The organism is Rhodococcus sp. T7, from assembly GCF_009872365.1.
In the GTDB taxonomy this organism is placed as follows: Bacteria; Actinomycetota; Actinomycetes; order Mycobacteriales; family Mycobacteriaceae; genus Rhodococcus_F.
This window is the reverse complement of the sequence record NZ_WXYH01000389.1, coordinates 668,906-682,362: the sequence shown is the minus strand read 5'-3', so window position 1 is coordinate 682,362 and position 13,457 is coordinate 668,906. Positions and strand designations below refer to the sequence as shown.

The 13,457-nt window shown below is 62.3% G+C and carries 12 protein-coding genes and 1 pseudogene; 1 reads left to right on the top strand and 12 read right to left on the bottom strand.

The genetic code is table 11. The features are described 5' to 3' along the window. Positions 1–974: 974 nt before the first annotated feature. The 11 genes from MLGJGCBP_RS47215 to MLGJGCBP_RS47165 form a co-directional block, all read right to left on the bottom strand. The gene (locus MLGJGCBP_RS47215) at positions 975–1,787 is read right to left on the bottom strand and encodes a hypothetical protein (RefSeq protein WP_160101378.1); all 813 of its coding nucleotides are present in this window, start codon (positions 1,785–1,787) and stop codon (positions 975–977) included. 438 nt (positions 1,788–2,225) lie between these two features. Beyond that, positions 2,226–3,047, bottom strand: a complete 822-nt coding sequence (locus MLGJGCBP_RS47210; protein WP_160101376.1) for a hypothetical protein — start codon at positions 3,045–3,047, stop codon at positions 2,226–2,228. A gap of 65 nt (positions 3,048–3,112) precedes the next feature. Continuing rightward, on the bottom strand, positions 3,113–3,955 hold the full coding sequence (gene istB, locus MLGJGCBP_RS47205) for an IS21-like element helper ATPase IstB (RefSeq protein ID WP_160097502.1): 843 nt from the start codon (positions 3,953–3,955) through the stop codon (positions 3,113–3,115). Next, positions 3,952–5,331 carry a Mu transposase domain-containing protein gene (locus MLGJGCBP_RS47200; RefSeq protein ID WP_160097501.1) on the bottom strand — a complete coding sequence of 460 codons (1,380 nt, stop codon included), beginning with the start codon at positions 5,329–5,331 and terminating at the stop codon, positions 3,952–3,954. Before MLGJGCBP_RS47200 ends, istB begins: the two co-directional genes overlap by 4 nt. A 1,142-nt stretch (positions 5,332–6,473) precedes the next feature. Further along, positions 6,474–7,397: an S-4TM family putative pore-forming effector gene (locus MLGJGCBP_RS47195; RefSeq protein ID WP_160094553.1), complete on the bottom strand. Its 924-nt coding sequence runs from the start codon at positions 7,395–7,397 to the stop codon at positions 6,474–6,476. Next, positions 7,394–8,248 (bottom strand): CBASS oligonucleotide cyclase, encoded by an 855-nt coding sequence (locus tag MLGJGCBP_RS47190; RefSeq protein WP_160094554.1) that lies wholly within the window; start codon positions 8,246–8,248, stop codon positions 7,394–7,396. Before MLGJGCBP_RS47190 ends, MLGJGCBP_RS47195 begins: the two co-directional genes overlap by 4 nt. Before the next feature lie 14 nt (positions 8,249–8,262). After that, the gene (locus MLGJGCBP_RS47185) at positions 8,263–8,769 is read right to left on the bottom strand and encodes a hypothetical protein (RefSeq protein ID WP_160094555.1); all 507 of its coding nucleotides are present in this window, start codon (positions 8,767–8,769) and stop codon (positions 8,263–8,265) included. After that, entirely contained in the window at positions 8,769–9,251 is a 483-nt protein-coding gene (locus tag MLGJGCBP_RS47180; RefSeq protein WP_160094556.1) for a hypothetical protein, read from the bottom strand. Before MLGJGCBP_RS47180 ends, MLGJGCBP_RS47185 begins: the two co-directional genes overlap by 1 nt. Then, complete coding sequence (locus tag MLGJGCBP_RS47175) at positions 9,238–10,116, bottom strand: AAA family ATPase (RefSeq protein WP_236580955.1); 879 nt, start codon at positions 10,114–10,116, stop codon at positions 9,238–9,240. The genes MLGJGCBP_RS47180 and MLGJGCBP_RS47175 overlap by 14 nt, the downstream gene beginning before the upstream one ends. A gap of 212 nt (positions 10,117–10,328) precedes the next feature. Then, entirely contained in the window at positions 10,329–10,880 is a 552-nt protein-coding gene (locus tag MLGJGCBP_RS47170) for a PIN domain-containing protein (RefSeq protein ID WP_160094558.1), read from the bottom strand. A 1-nt stretch (position 10,881) separates the two neighbouring features. Further along, on the bottom strand, positions 10,882–11,316 hold the full coding sequence (locus tag MLGJGCBP_RS47165) for a helix-turn-helix domain-containing protein (RefSeq protein ID WP_160094559.1): 435 nt from the start codon (positions 11,314–11,316) through the stop codon (positions 10,882–10,884). A gap of 466 nt (positions 11,317–11,782) precedes the next feature. Between MLGJGCBP_RS47165 and MLGJGCBP_RS47160 the strand changes: the two genes are divergently transcribed. After that, positions 11,783–12,991 carry a PIN domain-containing protein gene (locus MLGJGCBP_RS47160; protein ID WP_201452982.1) on the top strand — a complete coding sequence of 403 codons (1,209 nt, stop codon included), beginning with the start codon at positions 11,783–11,785 and terminating at the stop codon, positions 12,989–12,991. Between the two features lie 287 nt (positions 12,992–13,278). On the opposite strand, the pseudogene MLGJGCBP_RS47155 reads toward MLGJGCBP_RS47160, so the two are convergent. Continuing rightward, positions 13,279–13,455: pseudogene (locus tag MLGJGCBP_RS47155) on the bottom strand (IS701 family transposase); the annotation flags it as partial. Positions 13,456–13,457 lie beyond the last annotated feature (2 nt).

Sequence of the window (13,457 nt, the reverse complement as noted above, 5' to 3'; positions counted from 1 at the left end):
AGTGGATCCGCCAACGGAACTAGAGCCCGTACCGGGCCGTCTGGAACATTCGCATGCAGGTCGGGGTCGCCTATCAGGTCGAGGATGGGGAGAACCGACAGCAGTGACGGTTGCGGTGCAAACTTGGGTTTATGGATCAGGCAGGTGGCGACGTATCGTCGGCAGTCGGATACGACGACGCCGCATTCGATAGATCGGCGCACCGCTATGGGGACGCGGATCAGAGAGACTGGGAGCTACGTTTCCTGTCATCGCTGGCGCAGAGGCTCACTGCCCGCACTCCAGGTTCGCGGCCTTGGGAGGTTCACACACTCGCGTTGGGCATCGATCAATTGACTGTTGTAGTCCGGGCATGGTCACACGACCCGCCTTACCTTTCACGACTCCTTGGTGTACACGAGCATCTGCCCACTATTCGTCGTGGCTTTGGGGACGTCGACGATCCGGAGATGGCCCGCGGCGCGAACACCAGTCCGCCGGTGCTCCGGACGATATCAGCGGTACGGGATGCCACCTCACCATCGATGCTATCGAGCCAACCGAGCTCCGCGGCCTGCTTGCCACGCTCGATCGGTGTGCCGTCGACCGTCGCTTGGATTTCCGCCAGGATCCGGAGAGCACCAACTGCGCTGGTCGTCGTATATTGCTGCTTCCGTGAAACGAGGTCGACCGAGATTCCCAGCACCGTCGACGCGACTACTGTCCGCTGTACCGACTGCATTGCCAGTATTGCTTCTAACACGTTTGCTCCATATCCGGACGCCGGTGCGTTCTGCCTGTCAGAGAAGATGGGGTGGTCTTGCCGCGAAGCGGGTGCGCCCGGATGGCATAAGCGGTCAAGCGCCCCCTCGCGAGACGCGAGGGGCTCGGCCCCTGATCCCGAATTGCCGGACGTCGACCTCCCGCCCCGTCAAGCGGAGACACTTTCCGCGGGGGGCGGCCATCCCGGTCACCTCACCTTGAGCCATGAGGGATCAGTCGTCGAGAAATTGGCCGATCTCGTCCGTCCAGTCACCGCTGTTCACTGCCTCGACGATCATTCCCATCGTGGTGCCGGTTGTCGCAATGATTGGATGGTCTTCTGACGCTATCTTTCTCACAGGTCGCTTAGCCTTCAAGAACTTCATGCGTTCGCCGACCCGAACTGCAGCGCTGATGGGTTGGCGGGGGAAGTAGTATCCGCCTCTCTCGACGAGCACCTCCTCGGCGGTGTCCGAGTCGTGCGCGATGATGGTGTTCCGTACCCAGGAGTAGATGCCGTTCCGAAACTCCGGATCACGATTGTTTTGCGCGAAAGCGAACGTAGCGACGGTCCGCGGATGCGCTACGCCGGGGCCGAGGACGTTGCATTTGTTTGCCCACTTGTGACTGAGCGCCTTGAGGGTTTCATCGAATTGCGTGTCAACGGTGTGTTCCGAGCCTGCACGGAGCGCCACTAGATTCACAGTAGTGGGGGGCGCGTCGGGGTTGTCGACGTCAAACGTCTGCCTTTGAATCGCTGTGGAGGTGATCGCCACCGACTCGATCTTGCGACGCTCGAGTTGCTTCTGGGTACGCAAGATCTCGTCGAGGTCGCCGCGCCGAGCATAAAGGGTTACTGACCAGTCCAAATACTGGTCGTTTAGCACTCCGTACCTCACGTGCATTTCGGTGTGGATACCGTTGCGCGCCGGACCCAGTTCCCCGACATACTCGTCGTACTCGAGATCACGACTCGGCGGATAGTACTTGCCGACACTGTTACTTCCAGCGGACTTGCGAGCGCGGCGCTCACGCCTATTTTCCATGTCGTAATAGTAGCCGTGACACCCGACAGTCCGGATTACTGACTGTTAGCCTGGTCTCCCCTTCCAGTCTGTTGTCGGGCGATCCACGTGTTGAACTGATAGCCGCGGCCTTGTGCGCATCCCCGGGGTAGCGTCCATCTGCCCCCAACAGGTGGATCTGTGCCAGCCGGTGCTCATACACTCTCCGGCGCTGGCGCTATCCGGTACATCCGCCGCGTCTCATACCTACAGCCCACTCGGACAGATCTGGATGGATCGCGGTGTCAACGACGCACGGCTCTTCGCTGTTTGAGCATCCCAACTCGACATCCTCGACCACCCGGTGCAGCTTCCTCGTCGCGGCGGCATGCTCTTGTGCGCGATCACAGCGGATGGCCACCGGGTGGGTGCTGATGCCGGGTTCAAGCGGCCCGGCCGATGCGCCCGCGCCACAAGGAGCTAAAGAGTGAATCTGCCGGTAGCGTCCTTGAGGGTTTCCCGGACTTCAGCCTTCTGTCGGTCGCCTGATTCGACCGACTTCAGCAAAAGGAAGATGTCTCGGGTGTCGATCACCAAGCCGTCATCTTCAGCGAAGTCTTGAACATGCTCGTCAGCGCCGTCTAGGATCTGCGCCCTGCTGTCAGGGCTATCGAACCGGAACGAGTTCGCGACGTACCACATGCGCTGAACCTCCCCATCCGCCCTCTCATATACGCGTCGGTGTCGACCGACCTTGATCAGATCGTTTGACTTCGCGCCCTTGCCGTAGCCTTTCACCTCGACGACGGCCATCCAGTCACCGTCGGATACTGACAGATCGGCCCCCTTCGCCTGATTCCTGTCGAGTCGAATATCGAGGTCCACAACCGCGAAACCGAGGCCCTCCAGTGCTTCTTTCACTGCGGCTACAAGGGAGTCGTCAGTGCCGGTCAACAGTCGCTGTTGGGAAAGTTGCGCATCGCGGCTCAGTGCGTCGAGCGCATTCTCGGCATCCGCGACTACCCGCTGCAGACGTTCGATCTCTGTCGCCGCTTCGCCGATCTTGTCGCTGATCTCCCGGTACCGCTTCTCTTGGATCGCGCTCATCCAGCGCACATCGGACTGCCATCCAGGCGCGGCTGGAAAGCGTTTCGGATCCTGTTCGTTCCATTCGCGGAAGGCCGCGAACAAGAACGGGTCAAGGTTGCCGGCCGCTTCCTCGGGCAGGTACCAGACCTCGGATGCCCCTCGATGTGGTCGGTAAATCACTGCGATCGCGTCGCCGTCGGCGTTCTCGAGCAACGGTGATGACGCTCGGCGAAAGTGCTCAGACTTGCTCGGTGAAAGTGCCCACCTGTGAGCGGTGATTACTGTAGCGGTTGGCGGGGTGTGGTGGTGGCTTTGCGGAGGTTTTCGGAGCGGGCGTGATGATCACGAAGGCGGTAGGAGTCCCCGTCCAGATTGAGCACCACGGATCGGTGCAGTAGCCGGTCGAGCATGGCCGCGGCGACAGTGGTGTCACCGAGGACCTGGCCCCATTCACCGACACTGCGGTTTGTTGTCATGATTATCGATGTCTTCAGATATCGTTGCGTGACAACCTGAAACAGCGCCGATGCGGCCTCACCGGGTAACGGGAGATAGCCCAGTTCATCGACGACCAGCAGGGTGGGGCCAGCGAAGAACCGCATCGTCGTCGCCCACCGGCCCTCGATCGCGGCCCGGTGGCAGCGGGCGGCGAGGTCGGCGGCGGTGGTGAAGTAGGTGCGGTAGCCGGCGTGCACCGCCGCCCGCGCCAGCCCGACCGCCAGGTGTGTCTTGCCTACTCCCGGCGGGCCGATGAGCAGCAGGTTCGTCGCGGATTCGAGGTAGCGGCAGGTCCCGAGCTCGGCGATCAATTTCCGGTCGAGGCCCGCGGCGGCGTCGAAGTCGAAGTCCTCGAGCGACGCCGGGGTCGGCAGGCACGCGAACCGCAATCTTCCGGCCAGTCGGCGGGCCTCGGTGGCCTCGACCTCGATCGAGAGCAACTCCTCCAGGGTGGCGGTCATCGACAGGTTGTTCTGTTGGGCGCGGTCGAGGACCGCGGGCAGGGCTTCGGCGGCGTCGTGGAGTTTGAGGACAGCCAGGTGCCCGCGCAGGCGTTGGTAGAGGCTGGCCGCCTCGGCGGTGTTCGGCGCCGGAACCGTATCGGCGGTGGGCGTGGTGGTCATGCGAGGGTGTTCCTTCCGTGGGCGGCCCGCTCGTAGGCGGACAGGTCGATGACCATTGATGTCGTTGTGGCCGAGGGCGATTCGACCGCACTCGATGTCGTGGTGGTGGTTCCGGTGGTGGTGCGGCGCAATGCGTCCGCTGCGGCGATCGCGGCGGGGCCGGGTGGGATCCGTTCCTTCCGGCGGTGTGGGCGCCCACCATTGCCGGCGGCGGCCATGGCCACTTGCTCGAGCGCGTAGACATGACCGTGATCACGGACGATCACCCCGGCGCCGTCCGGGGCGAGGTGGTGGCGGGCGATGGTGATCTGCGCGGTGGTGACGATGTCGATCACCTCCGATCCGAGGACTTGGGTGACGGTGACCTGCGCCGATGCCAGCTCCGGGGGAACCGAGTACCGGTTGCCGCGGTAGGACACCAGCGCCTGCCGGGAGGCGGTCCGGGGTTCGGTGAGGATCGCCGGGTACGGCATGGTCGGGAGTGCGGTCAACGGTTCGGCGGCCGCCACGGTCGCTACCGAGGCCTTGCCGTCGGCGGTGGCCCGCATCCGGGTGTCGCCCCGCAGCCGGCAGAACTCGTCCACCCGTTGTTGGGCCTGTTCGACGGTGACGTCGTCGGGAAGGGTGCGCCACCAGCGTTGGGCAGCAGTATGATTGGCCTTCTCGACCACCCCTTTGCGGTTCCCGGCTTTGGGTGGGCAGATCGCCACCGACACGCCGTAGTGCTTCAAGACGCCAGCGAAGCTCGCGGTCACCCGGCCCGACTCGGGATGGCAGACGGTGGCCATCCGGTCGAACCGCCACACCCTCGTCACACCGCCGAGCCGGCGACTGACCCGATCGAGGCCGTCGACCAAATGCGGCTGGGTCATCGCCGGCGCCAGGATCCCACGCCAGCGCCCCGAATGCGCCAGCGAGCCGACCAGCAGGTGCGCCGCCCCGCCCCACCCCCAGGAGTCGGGTGGATTCGGCAGATCAACCCAATCCCACTGAGTTTCCTCACCAGGTGGATGGTCGATTATCGCGTTCGCCCGGTCGGTGGCGGTAGCGCAGGCCTCGCATACCGGGCGCAGTTTGCGGTCGCGGATCTGCCGGGTCAGCGTCGGATACGACAACCGGTAGCCGAGGTCCTCGAGTTCGTCGCACAGGGTGCGGGCCCACAGGTGCGGATCCTCGGCGAGCCGGCAGGTTACGTACTCGACGAACGGTTCGAATGGGTCATCACGTGCGGGTTTGCGGACTCCGGGTGTGGTGACGCCGTTGATGTAGTTGCGGATGGTGCGGCGGTTTCGTCCGGTGTGGCGGGCGATCGCCGAGATCGTCCAGCCCTGTTTGTGCAGTGCGTGTACTTCCACGTCTTCCTCCCATGTCAGCATGAGATTGCGGGTCTCCTTCGGGTCGCTGGTGCGTGGTCAGAGACCACCAGCATCGAGGGAGACCCGCCCTCATCGGCGGAGCCACACGGGTGAGCACTTTCGGTAAGTAGAACTGAGCAGTTTCAGCGAGCGCCATCAACGGCACCCATTCCTCGTCAGTCGCAACTGGAGGCCGCTCGACCACGCTTCGCGATTGGACGTCAGGATCGAGGACGGTCACGAGGTGGCGCTTGACAAGGTCGGAGCGAAGTTCGCTCAGTCCACCAGGCAAGCGCATTTCATGTCCAGGCTTCGGCTCCCGACGCACAAAATGGTAGGTCTCACGTCCCAACCACCCAGGCTGCCCACCCTCCGCCGACGTCTGCTCGATGAACGCACCCACACCCACGTCACCGATCTGGATGACGCGAAGGCCGCTGTCGTCAGGAAGGTTGGTATAACCGCGGACTATGAGAGCGTCCCAGCTCGCCCACCGTGGCTCTGGGTTTAAACCTTCGTGCGTGGTGTTTGCGTACTTCTTGACGGCCGACACTAGTTGTCCGTCCTGGTCCTCACCTGCCAGAAGGACACGTGGGCATGGACTCTCACCATAGATCATCAATTTTCGACCTCTCGCAGCAGTAACACAGCACGCACGCTCCACCTGTGCAGCGCGGAGCAAAACAGCTTCATGTCGGGATTCACCAGCAGAATAGCGAGCCGAAATTCCCACCCTCACCCGCAGCCATATAGATAGGCTCCCGACCGACGGTTCCCATCGCCACCGCCGACCCCTGTCCGCCGCCCACCCGGGGCCGCTGGGCCCCGCGGCCCCGCGGCCCCGCGGCCCCGGCACGATCTGGCCAAGGTTCTATTTCGGCGTGTCAGGGCATGGGCGTGCGGCGCCGGACCGAAGCTCCTCGACACGTTCTCCACGATGGCGATCGCCGCGCGGCGGACACAGCTTCGCCTTCCCACCAACGAGGAAGAGCCGTCGACGCGACGCCAGCCGGCCGCGGCATCTGCCGACCGAATCTGGAAGTACGTCGTCGTTCAACACAGTATTCGAGGTCATTAATTGCCGTTGCCGAGTCCTTACACTGTGCGCTCCGGACCGACCGGACCGTGCCGCGTTGTGATGGCCGGATGTGAGCGGTTTCGAATCAATCCCCTTTACGACGATCTCGTTCATCCACCCAGATGCTCTTGAAGTGCTCAGCCTCGATCTGATGGTTGGTCTCGAATCGGTCCCGGAGGCGATTGTAAAAGCGGTCAGGAACACGGGCGGAGTCGAGGCGGGACCGGAAGATCTTGTCCTGCCGTAGCCGCAGCGCCTCTGTCAACTCGTCAAGCTTGTGCTGCGAGACTGTCTCGGGGGTCAGGCTCTGCAGCGTTTCATCGATGCGCTCACGGAGGTCAGTCTTGGTTCGGGCGACGGATCGTTGTTGCAATAGGCTCCGCAGGGCCAGGGATGCTGCGGGCAGTGTGGGTGCGACGTACCAGACTAAGAGCTGCCACACAAACCATTGCGCAGCGAGTGAGATGATCAGGCCAATGCCCAGCCACGCGGCCAGGCCGACCACCAGCCGCCAAGCCCACGCCTCACGCTGGTCAGCGTCCCAGATCAGGTTCTCTCGTTGGCAGAGAGTCTCGGCGATGGGTGAGGGGATCCCCCGCACATCGAGATACCAGTTTCGCTTTTCGTCTCCGGCATACTTCTTCGCCGAATCCACTATGTGCACCATAGGAACTCGGCGACCTAGATCAGGGTTCCAAGAGAGCTTGAATAGCGAAGTGTCAAACTGTTCTTGGAGGAGCACTGCACGGTTGTTGAAGTTCTTCGTCACGAATGGCCAGACGGTCTCCGTCAGGAAGGTAGCAATGACGCCCGTGATCACGGCGGTCGGTCTCAGGTCCGGGATGAGGATCGCGGCAAGACTCGCGACACTAACGATGAACGCTACAAGCCAGCGCGCCGATTCGACATGTTGGGCCTGTGCGTGCTCCACATCGGCAGCGTGCAGGAGACGGATGTGCTCAGCATCGTTTTGCCGATCGTTGATACTCTGCACTGAGTCAGGGGTCATGGGCGCGGCATCCGATTCCCGAACAGGCTGCGCCACAGCTCAATTGCTGCTCGTTCCTGGCCGTCGCCCTCCACAAGGATCGCTTCCTCGGCGGTCGCGAGCCATGCACGAATTGTGACCTGCAGGTTGATACGCTCCGATAGCGACATGGAAGCGTTGACGTCGCCCCCGAGTTTTGCAGGATCAGGCCAGTCATCGGCGATCTGGTCGGCGGCGGAGGCGAGGAAGAACCTGATCTCGTCTTGATACCGCCCCAGGTCGGGTTCGACTAGGTCGAGGGCCATGACCTCGATCAGGAACGATGGTTTGAGGGGCTCCCCCGCTTCACGGTTGATCGCCTTCAGCATTTTCACGAGCGGGACAAATTTGCTTTGGCACGCGGCATTCTTCTCGGTCACCATCCGAGCGTGCTCGTGTGGGTTGGTTTCCATCCACTCGAGGCCGTTCGGGATACGGAAGCCGGTATCGGTCACGAATGCAGGTGCGACCTCGTACGAGGTGACGTCCTCGCCGGCGTAGGAGATCAGTGCGACGGTGTCATCGCCGGTGACGTCCGACCAGCGGGTGGACAGCACATCGACGAGGGCGGTCACCGCCGCCGTGCCGGTGCCTTCGGCGAGGTGCGCTTGGGGGCCGTCGGGGTCGATGACGACGAAAATATCGACATCCTTGAGCTTCTTGGTCTTGGTGTGGCGGTCGTAGCTTCCTGTGAGGAAGTCATCGGTCAATGCCCATTGTCCGCGGACGTGGTCGCGGACAAGCTTGTGACGGCTTTGGGCGAGTTGCTGTTCGCCTGTGGTGATTTCGAGGTTGCTTTTCAGTCCGGCGAACGCTGTGTCGACCAGTCCCATGTCCGTTCCTTCGGTCAGCTCATGTAGACGCGCGCCGAGGCGGTCGCGTCCGGGGCAGTAGCCAATGTTCCGATCGATCGTGACCGGAGGTCAGCCGTGGATGCGCTGGTTCCGGGGCTCCACCCGGGCTGAGGGGTTCGAGGCCCGTTAAACGCGCAGAAGAGTTTGAATGTGGTGCCTGCGGGCGCCGTCTTCAGCTTTGCGACGTATTTCAGGATGGAGGCGTTGTCGGCGGTGAACTTGCGGTCGCCGAATCCACCGGCCGTGTAGGACAGGGGGAACTTGAAGATGGGATCGACCGCGCCGGACGGGCGGTGGCATTCCACGGACACCGAGGCGAGAGAGCCTTCAGTAATCCAGGCGGCGATGGCTGCCGCATCCTGATCCCACTCGTCGTAGAGACGACGGGAATCGATCCCCAGGCTCGCGAGAATGTCGGCGATCGAGGACATGATCGCGTCCGACATATGTGTGGCCGTATGGGTGCGGGTGTAGGTGGTTGTGGAGGTTGAGGTGCTCATCAGCTGCCTCCCAATCCGCGAAGCGCGTCGTGATCGATGCTCGCGGACAACGCCGCCTGCGCTTTCTCCTGGTAGGCCGGCGCCGCTGCTGTAGAGACGTGGTCGCTGCTTGCGGCGGCGGAGCGGAGGTGATCGGCGAGATGGGCAGGGGCAGGGATGTACAACAACCACTTGGCGGTGGCGGATGCACCTCCGGGGATCGGATCGAGAGTCTCGTCAAGTGTGAAGGCGTTGTCGCCGCGCACGATGCGGATGCAGACATACAGGCTTTCATCGACGAGAACCAGCGGCGAACTGTCCAGGTGGCCGCCCGCGACGAGAGCAGCTCCGATCCCCTGGATCTCGTTAAGACTCGCCGCAACCGATCCCTCCGGAACCTCGCTACTTTTCTCGATCGTGTCCGCGACCAGCTGAACGACGACCCCCCATGCCTCGGCCGCCGTTCGAACCGGAGATCCGGCGATCGTCCTACTTCGCTGCACTATCGGCCTCCAGCTCGTGCAACACAGCAGCCTCCGCGGCTGCAAGAAGGTCATCGATCCTCAGTTCGTTCGGATCAAGGGTTACGTCGAGCCGGCGCAGCATCGCGTCGGTCACGAGCTTGCGCACAGCCCGGCCGTCGCGGCCCACCAAGTAGGTCGCGACCCTCCGAATCTGCGGATCCCCCGCCAGGGCGGCTAGAGCCGGGTACCTGGTCGCAAACCCGCTCAGTGCGTCTGTAAGGATCGCGTTGATCGCTACTTCGTCCGGCAACGGCATCGGCACCGTGATATCGGACCGTGAGAGAAACGCCTCGTCGAGCGCAGACGTGAAATTGGTGGTCGCGACGGTGAACAGATGTGGAAACTGCGAGGCGTTGTCGTCCAGAGCGGTCAAGACGGCATCGGTCGCCCGGTGCACGTCGGCGGGGTTTGCAGACAGCGAGGCCGCTCCTCGCGCCACTGCCATCGACTCGACCTCGTCAAGCAGCACGATCGTGGGAAGCCCATCATCGGCCAGCGCCGGAACAATCTCCGTCAACAGCTTCGTCACCCGCTGCTGACTCTGCCCGTGCTCCGCGCTCATCAACCCGTGTGGGTTCACCTCGATTAGGCGCGCGCGCTTCGGGCCCATCACTGCAGCGACTTGTTGGGCCAGCCCGCGCGCGAGTGTCGACTTTCCGGTGCCGGGTGGCCCTGTGAGCACCGCCAGCCCGTGGAGAGCAGTGACGTGGAATGGCAACGTTGCCCGCAACTCCATACTCAACACTGCGGCACGCAGCAGCCGATCCTTCACGGACCGATCCACCACGATCGAGTCCCACAGTCCTTCGTATCGCGGTAACGGCACCTGCTCATTGCGGGTCACGCATTCTGCAACGTCCAACCCCATACCTCCCTACAGTTGAGCAACGCGTTCCAAAGGGAGCTGAGGGTTCCCCTCGCGCAGCGAGTTTGAACAAGAGCGTGCCATAAACCACCGACATCGAGCCGACCCCGATCTGTCCGCGAAGTCGCGGGCTAGTCGAGCTTCAGGGTGCTTTCCCAACCCGATAGGCAGGACGGGGCACAACAGGACCCCTATCGCCGCAAAGCCGCAGCCGCAATCGGCAACCCGGCGGCGGCCAGCCGATCACACACATCCGCCGGTGTGCCCGGTGGATTGCGCCACACGGCGGCAGTCGCGCTGACCGCCTGGTGCACCCGTACCCCATCGAGATTGAACAGGTCCATAACGAACTCGTCCGGGTGCATCGCTTCAATTCCAAACTCGGCGAGTCCCTCCTGCGGGAAGTGCCGCAGGTTGGCGGTGACGATCACCTGGGCGCCGGCACGGATCGCGGCAGCGAGAACGTGCCGGTCGTCAGCGTCTGGCAGTGCAAGAGCCGGAATGAGCGATTCGTATCCACTGACCAGGCAATCCGGGATCGCCTCATTCATCAACTTCCTCAGCCTGGTTAACGTGCTCGCATCGATGTCTGGTCGATCCTCGGCAAGATTCACGAACATTTCGTCGAGAATCTGATCCGTCCACCGAGCGTGCACCAGTCCTGTCTGCGCGAGCCGGATCAGTACATCACGCAGGACATTCGGATACAGCACGTTGGCGTCATACAGAACGGTGAAGGTCACGTCAGTACAGCCCGAGATCTTCCGTAAGAGCTGCCAACTCATCCGCCGCGTTGCGCGCAGTCATCTGCTGCGACCGCTCGTACTCAAGCAGCGACGATGCCAGGATCCGGCGATGACGCCCCACCATCCGATAACGAATACGCCCCTCATCGAGCAGCTTAATAACGTGGGGACGGGAAACATTGAGCATCTCGGCCGCCTGCTGTGTGGTCAACTCCGCGTGCGCCGGCACTATTGTGACACCCTGCCCAGCCGCCATATTCGCCAAAACCTCACGAATCAGACTCAACGCCGCGCGCGGCAGGTGCACCGACTCCGACGACCCTTCAACAGTGACGTCGATGGTCTGACCGGACGGATTTACCTCACGAAGCACCTGCAACGCCTGACGCGCCTGCTCCTGCTCGATCACGCTCGGTTGCTCGTTAACAGACATTCCACACCTCCATATATGCAACATACGCAATATTCGAAACAAACGCAACAGACGTTGAATGCGCAGCATACCGTCTCTGCGGCCGGAGCATCTCCCCTTGCCAGCCAGGATTCATCGACGCATACCGACGCGATGGTGGTTCGCAACCTCACAGCGAAGGTCGCGGTCCCCGGCCCCAGGAAAGGAACGGGACGGGTCACCGAAGCGACTCGAAGCGTTTAACGCAGATCTTCGCAGCCAGTGAGACCGACAGACCAAGAGGAGGGAACAGCTCAGGTCAGCTAGGACGCGGCACGATAATCGCCCTATTGATGACGGTGACCATACTTCCGTCCCCCGGGGCCGCCAGGGGTTCGACCCGCCACTCGTCCGCATCGACTGGAAACATTAGGCAGGTCGGGTGTTGATATCTGCACCGTCTGAGCTGCTCCGGTTGTGCTGCATCGCCGCCTATACATTGAGAACCATGCTGCACCTTCTCGTTGACACGTCGACCTGGCTCGACTTGTCCAAGCGGCGTGACGGACAACGATGGATCGTTGCCCTCCGCGTTCTCCTCCATCATGGTGATGTCGAGTTGCTCGTCCCCTCCCTCGTCATTGATGAATTCGAACGGAATCGAGAGCGGATCGAGACGTCAATGACGGCGAGCGTCGCCCAGCGGTTCAAGCTGATCAAGCAGGACCTCAATGAGTACGGTGGGGCCGACAATGGGGACGATTTGAAGGTGCTGGAGGATCTCGCCCGCCATGTGCCACTGATCGGCGCGATGACGACACGCAACTTCGTCGATGTCCTTGAACTTCTGCGAGGTGGGCGAGTCATCGAGCCGACCGACGCGAATCACGGTTCCGTGGTCGAGCGTGGTCTTACCAAGCAGGCGCCTTTCCACCGGTCACGCAACAGCGTTGCAGACGCGTTGCTCATTGAGTTGTACGCGACCGCCGTTGAGGGCGTTGACCTTGCGCAGGAGCCACATGTGTTTGTCACGTCGAATAGTGAAGACTTCTCGCAACAGGGTGGGGACAAGCGGCGACCCCATCCCGATATAGAGGCAACGTTCGCGCAGGACGGGTCCATCTACGCACTCGGTGTCGACGGGCTGAACGATGTCCTTCTCATGCACTTCGGACCCGAGATCGAGGAACTCTTCGCGGAGACCGAGTTCGTCGACGAGCCACGACGCCTGGACGCCTGGACGCCTGGACGCCTGGACGCCTGGACGAGATCGTCGATGCTGAGAAACAGCTCTTTGACCGGATCTGGCACCACCGATCTCTCCAACACGAATATCGGCTGCAGGACACCGAAAATCAGGTGGAGCTCGAACGGCTCCTTGCGATCGCCGGTCCTGGCCGCCAGCACGTCGAAGAGACCTACACAAAACCGGGCGAGCTCGGACCCTACACGGACTTCGAGCTTGGCATGCTCAACGGCAAACTTTCAGCATTGCGTTGGGTCCTTGGCAGCGAATGGGACTTCCTCGACACGTAGAACCGCTAACCAACCACTCTTGCACTCTCACCGCCGAAGTGACCGCAAGGTTCTCAATGCTGTAGAGCTCGGCACTGTGCTCGGTACAGGAATGGAGGTAGAGAACGGTTCACTGCCGTGGAGCCTGACGTGGAGGTATCCGAGACCACTGAGCCGTCACTGCCGACTCACCGGCGACTAAATCATTGGTTCTCTCGCCGCGCACGCGGACCATCACGACAGTGGAGACGGCCTTTCGGGACGCAGCCGCATTTGGACAGCCGTGGAACACGGCTCAGCGTTCGTGCCCTTCTTAGTACTACAGTCGCGTTTAGGGCAGGTGCACTCGGACTCGGTAGTGGGATTATCGGGCTCGGTGTTGATGGCGGCGACGCCAGTGGGAGCGTGCGAGGACGTGATGGGGGTCGGGTAGATACGTCCAGATCAGTTGGCAGAGCAGCCGTCGGATCTCGGGCACGCTCAGTGCGATCAACTCGCTGTCGTCGCCGGGTTTGCGGGCCCCCTTTTAGAGCGGGTGACGGTGAGGAAGGTGTGCGCGAGCATCGAGAGGGTGATGTGCCGGTACCAGCCCGCGTACTGACGGACTTGGTAGTGATCGAGGCCCGTCTGACCCTTCGCGGTCTGGACTCCGTACCGTTCCGCTGCCG

Coding starts and splice junctions, on each gene's coding strand:
- MLGJGCBP_RS47215 (WP_160101378.1), bottom strand. CDS start 1,787: ATGGAAAATAGGCGTGAGCGCCGCGCTCGCAAGTCCGCTGGAAGTAAC.
- istB (WP_160097502.1), bottom strand. CDS start 3,955: ATGACCACCACGCCCACCGCCGATACGGTTCCGGCGCCGAACACCGCC.
- MLGJGCBP_RS47200 (WP_160097501.1), bottom strand. CDS start 5,331: ATGCTGACATGGGAGGAAGACGTGGAAGTACACGCACTGCACAAACAG.
- MLGJGCBP_RS47195 (WP_160094553.1), bottom strand. CDS start 7,397: ATGACCCCTGACTCAGTGCAGAGTATCAACGATCGGCAAAACGATGCT.
- MLGJGCBP_RS47190 (WP_160094554.1), bottom strand. CDS start 8,248: ATGGGACTGGTCGACACAGCGTTCGCCGGACTGAAAAGCAACCTCGAA.
- MLGJGCBP_RS47185 (WP_160094555.1), bottom strand. CDS start 8,769: ATGAGCACCTCAACCTCCACAACCACCTACACCCGCACCCATACGGCC.
- MLGJGCBP_RS47165 (WP_160094559.1), bottom strand. CDS start 11,316: ATGTCTGTTAACGAGCAACCGAGCGTGATCGAGCAGGAGCAGGCGCGT.
- MLGJGCBP_RS47160 (WP_201452982.1), top strand. CDS start 11,783: ATGCTGCACCTTCTCGTTGACACGTCGACCTGGCTCGACTTGTCCAAG.